The 5,746-nt window shown below is 44.3% G+C and carries 6 protein-coding genes; 5 read left to right on the top strand and 1 reads right to left on the bottom strand.

Features of this window, described 5'->3' with window-relative positions:
- From Q0C15_RS02950 to Q0C15_RS02965, 4 genes are all read left to right on the top strand, one after another.
- Positions 1-225 (top strand): penicillin acylase family protein (locus tag Q0C15_RS02950; RefSeq protein ID WP_297215930.1); only part of this gene is annotated, 225 nt, incomplete at its 5' end.
- Positions 222-587 carry a hypothetical protein gene (locus Q0C15_RS02955; RefSeq protein WP_297215932.1) on the top strand — a complete coding sequence of 122 codons (366 nt, stop codon included), beginning with the start codon at positions 222-224 and terminating at the stop codon, positions 585-587. The genes Q0C15_RS02950 and Q0C15_RS02955, both read left to right, overlap by 4 nt.
- A 38-nt stretch (positions 588-625) precedes the next feature.
- Positions 626-2,005: an MFS transporter gene (locus tag Q0C15_RS02960; protein ID WP_297215935.1), complete on the top strand. Its 1,380-nt coding sequence runs from the start codon at positions 626-628 to the stop codon at positions 2,003-2,005.
- Between the two features lie 242 nt (positions 2,006-2,247).
- On the top strand, positions 2,248-4,530 hold the full coding sequence (locus tag Q0C15_RS02965) for a thermopsin (RefSeq protein WP_297215938.1): 2,283 nt from the start codon (positions 2,248-2,250) through the stop codon (positions 4,528-4,530).
- A gap of 86 nt (positions 4,531-4,616) precedes the next feature.
- Here the strand turns inward: Q0C15_RS02965 and Q0C15_RS02970 are convergent, their stop codons facing one another.
- Positions 4,617-4,778, bottom strand: a complete 162-nt coding sequence (locus Q0C15_RS02970) for an AbrB/MazE/SpoVT family DNA-binding domain-containing protein (protein WP_297215941.1) — start codon at positions 4,776-4,778, stop codon at positions 4,617-4,619.
- 589 nt (positions 4,779-5,367) lie between these two features.
- Here Q0C15_RS02970 and Q0C15_RS02975 point away from each other — a divergent pair.
- Positions 5,368-5,550: a hypothetical protein gene (locus Q0C15_RS02975; RefSeq protein WP_297215943.1), complete on the top strand. Its 183-nt coding sequence runs from the start codon at positions 5,368-5,370 to the stop codon at positions 5,548-5,550.
- The last annotated feature ends 196 nt before the right edge of the window (positions 5,551-5,746 follow it).

Below are 5,746 nucleotides of genomic sequence, written 5' to 3' on the forward strand. Positions count from 1 at the left end.
TACGGTACGATATCCGACTTCGGGCCGTCATGGAGGATGATAGTCAACATGAGCGATCCGCTGTCAGGCATAGGCATATACCCTGGCGGAATATCGGAGAATCCGCTATCGCCGTATTACGATAACACGTTCATTGACTGGAACGATGGCATCTACTTCACGCTCATAAATGCAAGCGCACCTGCTCAGTTCTTCTACCTTTACTATGGAGGCGATCTGCTGTGATGGCGCAGAGGTACCATAGCACCGGCCTGATCATATCTGCGATCATCGTATTCTTCTTCTCGGCGATACTGTCATACATCGGCTACTGGTATCTTATCATCATTCCGGCCGCACTGGCAGGCATATTCGTTTTCAGGATGCGCAGCATTGCATTATCAGCGATCGCTTCGCCAGTCGGTGTCTTTGCGGCCATGTCTTCAGATTTCTCATACCGCATATCGCAGTCGGCTCTCTTTTCATCCATAGCGGGAATACCGGGAGGGCCAGCTCTTCCGATTATGATCCTCATCGTTCTGTCATACCTCTTTGCGTTAATTCCCATGGCCATAGCCTCTTCCTTTGTATCTGAAAAGGTTCAATGACAAAACTATTTATAATATTCAGCAATCCTTAATTTATAATGACTATTGATTACTCACGCAAGTACTTCGTATTGTCCATAACAACGCTGGGTTCGCTTATGGCAGCCATAGACTCCACCATAGTCTTCCTTGCGTTGCCGGCCATGGGCCACTACTTCGCATCATCCGTATCGTATCTCACCTGGATAGTCGTCGCCTACATAATAAGCGCAACGATATTCATGATACCAAGCGCAGACATAATGCGGAAGATCGGTAAGAAACAGCTTTATCTGGCGGGATTCCTGATCTTCGCGTTCTCGTCTCTCGTCATAGCCCTATCGGACAGCATATTCATGGCCGTAGTCTTCAGGTTCGTTGAGGGCATAGGCGCTGGTTTCCTCAGCGCAGTGGGTATTCCCATACTTCTGGACGCGTTCCCGCCTCAGGAGAGGGGCCGTGCAGTTGGTATAAACTCAATATCATGGGCCATCGGAACGCTGATCGGGCCAGTGCTGGGAGGATACCTCGTTCTATACGATTGGAGGTACGTGTTCTTGATAAATGTGCCCATAGGAATCATCGCCGCAGTACTCGGCATGGTCAGGATACCCAACTATCAGAGGGAGAATGCGGCAAAATACGATCCGATACCGCTGATAGGCCTGATCGCATTCCTCATTCCGCTCACCATCGGAATTTCATTCATAAACGCCTATTTCCTAATTGCCTCCGCTGTGTTATTCCCGTTCTTCTTAATGTCGCAGAGGAGAAATCCCATAATACCTTTGGTGCTGCTGAGGAACAGGAACTACGTCCGCGTATCCATATCATCCACATTGCAGGCCCTGTCCTTCTTCGGGGTGCTCTATGCGCTCAGTCTTTACCTTCAGATAACCAAGGGTATGTCATCGCTGTCTGCATCGCTGTACCTCTTCACATATCCGCTGGCGTCCATGATCGCAAATCCGGTCAGCGGGTTCATCTTCGACAGGACGGGAAAGGGTGCTCAGCTTCTCATCATCGGACTGGTCATGCAGGCCTTCGGCATATTCATGGTTGCCTACACGATGACGCTAATACCAGTTTATCTGTTCGTGGCAGGGTTCGGCGGTTCGCTCTTCTGGGCGCCTTCAACGACCATGGTTGTTGACGCCGCCGGGCCGAAGTTCAGAGGCATAGCAAACAGTTCGCTGTTCACGCTCAGGAACATGTCTCTGATACTGGGTATATCTGTCTTCCCGCTGTTTGTTTCGGCGTTCTCGCACGTGAAGTCATCATCGATCATCATAACGGCCTTCGGATCAAACCTGACGGCGAGCACATCGTATTACCTCATGGCGGTGTCCATACTGTCTGTCCTGGCGATGATACCGATAATGGGATTTCTTCGATCGAGGAGTGATGAATCAGCGTTGAAGTCTGAGAATACCATATGAACCTATAAATACATTATAGAATCAAACAATTGATCTATAAAAATGCTAGGGATTTGGTGAAAGCTGTAAAATCTATTTTCGAAAAGGAAATACACGAATTTACTCAATGGAAGATTTAAACTATTTTCGGGGCAAATCCCACCTGAGCATAGCTTAAGACGACGGCATCACTTTATAAATGGGAAATAAAATAGATTTCCATTTAACAAAAAGAATTTAAATAATTGTTTCATGGTGTCATGATGACAGATATCAAGAAGATTATTGTTATTCTCGTAACGGCGGTTTTTGTTGCAACGCTGTTATTTGCAGTTTCGTCAGCACCAGAGCAGGCTTCGACGTCCACAGTGCATGCTGCAACATCTCTGAATGTAACGCAGCAATCTTCCTCGTACAGTTCCGTCATGCAGAAACTGGAATCGCACGGGATAAGCCCAAGGTATGTGTACCTCCCAAACTTCAATGCCCAGAAGATAGCGCATTTCGGTAATACAGTTTCGCCAACGTACGCGACAACCCCAGCTCCAATGGGCATAGGCGATATAGGCCTGAAGTATGTTAACGGCCAGATCGTACCATATGAGATGAACTTCACCAGCACTGAGGCCAGTGTTACAGTAGACAACCTGAGCGACTTCTACCTCCTCAATGATGGCCCACATTCTGTTACGATACAGTTGAACTCAGTGCTTACAAATGTATCGATACTTGGGAACTCATCATATTCATTCTGGAACCAGAATGTTGTGTTCTATTCTGCGAGGACACATCAGCTCACGTTCATAGACAATGTATGGAATTTCTCAAGTCCGGCTTTCAATATGACTACGAACGCACTTCATGGAAACGGTTTTCTGGTGCCTTACGTGTTCTACTATGATATCGGCCCGACGCTCAACGTGACCTACCCATTCACCGTGGATCTCTATCTCAATTCCTCAGTTATAAATGGGAACTCTGCTGTTTATTTCAATTACTCCGTATTTTCAAGCGGCAAGGTGTATTCCGGAAGTTATGATACCGTAATATTCAATTCGACATACGGACATCCAGGCTACACAGCTCCAAAACCTGAATACCAGATAGATGGCTATGGTTATGACGACACAGGATATCTAATAAACGACGCTGAAGTTATGATCGGTGGACCTGGAGGGGGTAGCACAACTTCTGTTTACAGCATCAATGCGACGATGCACCTGTACTACCTGAATTCCACAACTGGTACGTATCAGACGGTGCCATCAGCCTTCGACATAGCTGCGGATACGGGCGAGACAAGCGAGGGTGTTGCTGTATCCTGGGCGCATGGATCCAATGGATACTATGCAAGGCTGACGGCAGGGCCCTCATTCATATATGGCATGTGGAACATGAGCACAGCCAGCAGCATGGAGAAATTCTCAGGCACTATCAGCCCAAGCAACGCCTTCCTGTTCTCATCTCCAGGTGAGATGAACCTCAGCGATGCGGCATGGGTGCCAACTTCAACATCTGGTCATTTCAGCTTCGTACTGCCTGCTGGCACCTACGCCTATGAAGCTCTGATGAGCTATTATGCACCTGCATCTGGCATTCTCGGTCCAGTCAATGCTATAGAACTGGTCAAGGATCCTGCCATGGGCATCTACACGCCCCTCTTCGCCATGGACAACCAGCAGCTGGCCAATATATCGATATCTGGAAATGGTTCCGCCACTAATCCATACGTCGTCGAGAACCAGCAGTACATGCCCATAAATCCACTGTTCGATGAATTCAACGATTTCCTGTTTCCGGTATTTCCCGGAGTGGTAATAGCAAACACCAACGCGTCTGTCAATCTGATCTCGATGCCATCATTCTACATGCAGTATGCTGGTTACCAAGAGGAGGTTTTAAAGGCTCTCAAGCTGCCTACGTACAACTATCTGCCTTTTGAATTCTACAACACCTCGAACCTGTCGCTCTGGGACGACCAATTCATATCAGGCTGGTTTGCATATTTCCTCAGTGGATTCCCCGATGCAAATGTCATACTCTGGAACTCGACGCATGATCTGATAGGTTCTAACACCTTCTACTCCATGGATTCGTCGTTGCTGGTTTTCGGCGGATCTGATAACTATATATGGGGTAATTATTTCCTGCAGAGCCCGATAACAAAGACGAAGGAGTTCGAATACATAAACACTAACGGTGCCCCGTTCGGCGTATCGATGTACAGCAGTGGAAACATTGTTTACAACAATGAATTCAAGGTCTATGTGACAGCATACAGTCCTGATTACAGCATATATACGGGGTTGGAAGCAATATACATGGATGAATGGAATATCAGTCTCCAGCCGGCATTCTTCGTTCATTACTTCAACAATTTCGCCCTTTCAGGCAGCATAATCGGTACATTCTATCAGGGCGGAAACTACTGGTGGAATTTCAATGGAACGATACCGTACAATGATAACGGCCTTATATATTACGGCGGCGACTACGTGCCACTCGTACATGGTTTTCCATTTTATTTGCTAAAAGAATATTTATAAATTTACTAAATAATAACCATATTATTTATATAATAGTTTTTAATAATTATTTATAGACATTTAAGGGATTCTTGGAAATTATGTATTCATTCAATTTTTCTAATTATAATCTCCCCGTTATTTTCATAAAAAGCAATAAAATCTCCTGCTTCGGCTCTGATCCTTTCTGCAACTTCAGTGGGAAGTGTAATTCTAAACGATGTCCTTTTCGGAGAAATCTTCGTTATTGCTATAATTTTTCCTTCCATCCTAAGACAATGGTTAAAACAAATTAAATTCTTGCCATAATGCTGTATAATATCAGTTTGAGTCTGAGTCGCGTATGTCATACAATGAAGTCATAATGTATCTTTATAGCAGATGAATTATTGAACAATTACTATTCACAGCAGATATTTTTGTTTAATGGGATGAGTAAATCAGAAAAACATTATAGACATCTGATTTTTAGGCCGGCCAGAGATACGCATCTAATAATATCAACATACGCGATATTAGTATAAAGTAGCAATAGATAGGCATCTCAAGAGCGTCCTGATCTCTGTGGATAAAGGAGATGCTCTCAACAGATTAAAAGAATTCAAATATCGATGGAACAATAGGTATCCAAGGTAGATACACAATCAAGAAGGGAGACAGAATTATCTTTTTACATACTTTGAATATCTTCAACCAATTAAGAATTCCATACACTTCAACAATATAATAAAAATGCATGAGAAAAGATATAAGGAGGATGATAAGACCCATTGATTCCCTTACGGCTTAAGATTCAGTTATTATAATCATATATCTTATGATTGCAGACTTAAATGAGAAGTTGTCTCAAAGAGTGATATGAATAAGGCCAAGATGCCCATACCTTTATTCGACAGCAAAGGCCTCCAATATCTTCAAATAAGCAGACTGACGAAACAGGTATCGGATTCAGTCGAAGCAGGTGAGAGCCTTGATTCCGAAGAAAATAAGAAAGGGCTTAACGCGATAGATAAAGTTGTCTCAAGACTGATTCAAATCTGACATTTCCGTGAACTACTCAGACCTTTAGGGAGGAGATACAGGATTCCCATCAATGTAAAGTTTTATGTATGGTATCCCCATAATTATTTTGTATATTCCACGATAACCAAGTGGATGATAATTAGGTAAAATCGCTGAGATCCGAATTCACGTCTTTGGAGATCGCCACTTCGGGCTTCTACGGATGTCCGGAAAG

Source organism: Thermoplasma sp., assembly GCF_023256435.1.
In the GTDB taxonomy this organism is placed as follows: Archaea; Thermoplasmatota; Thermoplasmata; order Thermoplasmatales; family Thermoplasmataceae; genus Thermoplasma.

Excerpts from the sequence above, each read along its gene's own strand:
- Q0C15_RS02960 (WP_297215935.1), top strand. The coding sequence starts at position 626 with ATGACTATTGATTACTCACGCAAGTACTTCGTATTGTCCATAACAACG.
- Q0C15_RS02965 (WP_297215938.1), top strand. The coding sequence starts at position 2,248 with ATGACAGATATCAAGAAGATTATTGTTATTCTCGTAACGGCGGTTTTT.
- Q0C15_RS02975 (WP_297215943.1), top strand. The coding sequence starts at position 5,368 with ATGAATAAGGCCAAGATGCCCATACCTTTATTCGACAGCAAAGGCCTC.
- Q0C15_RS02970 (WP_297215941.1), bottom strand. The coding sequence starts at position 4,778 with ATGGAAGGAAAAATTATAGCAATAACGAAGATTTCTCCGAAAAGGACA.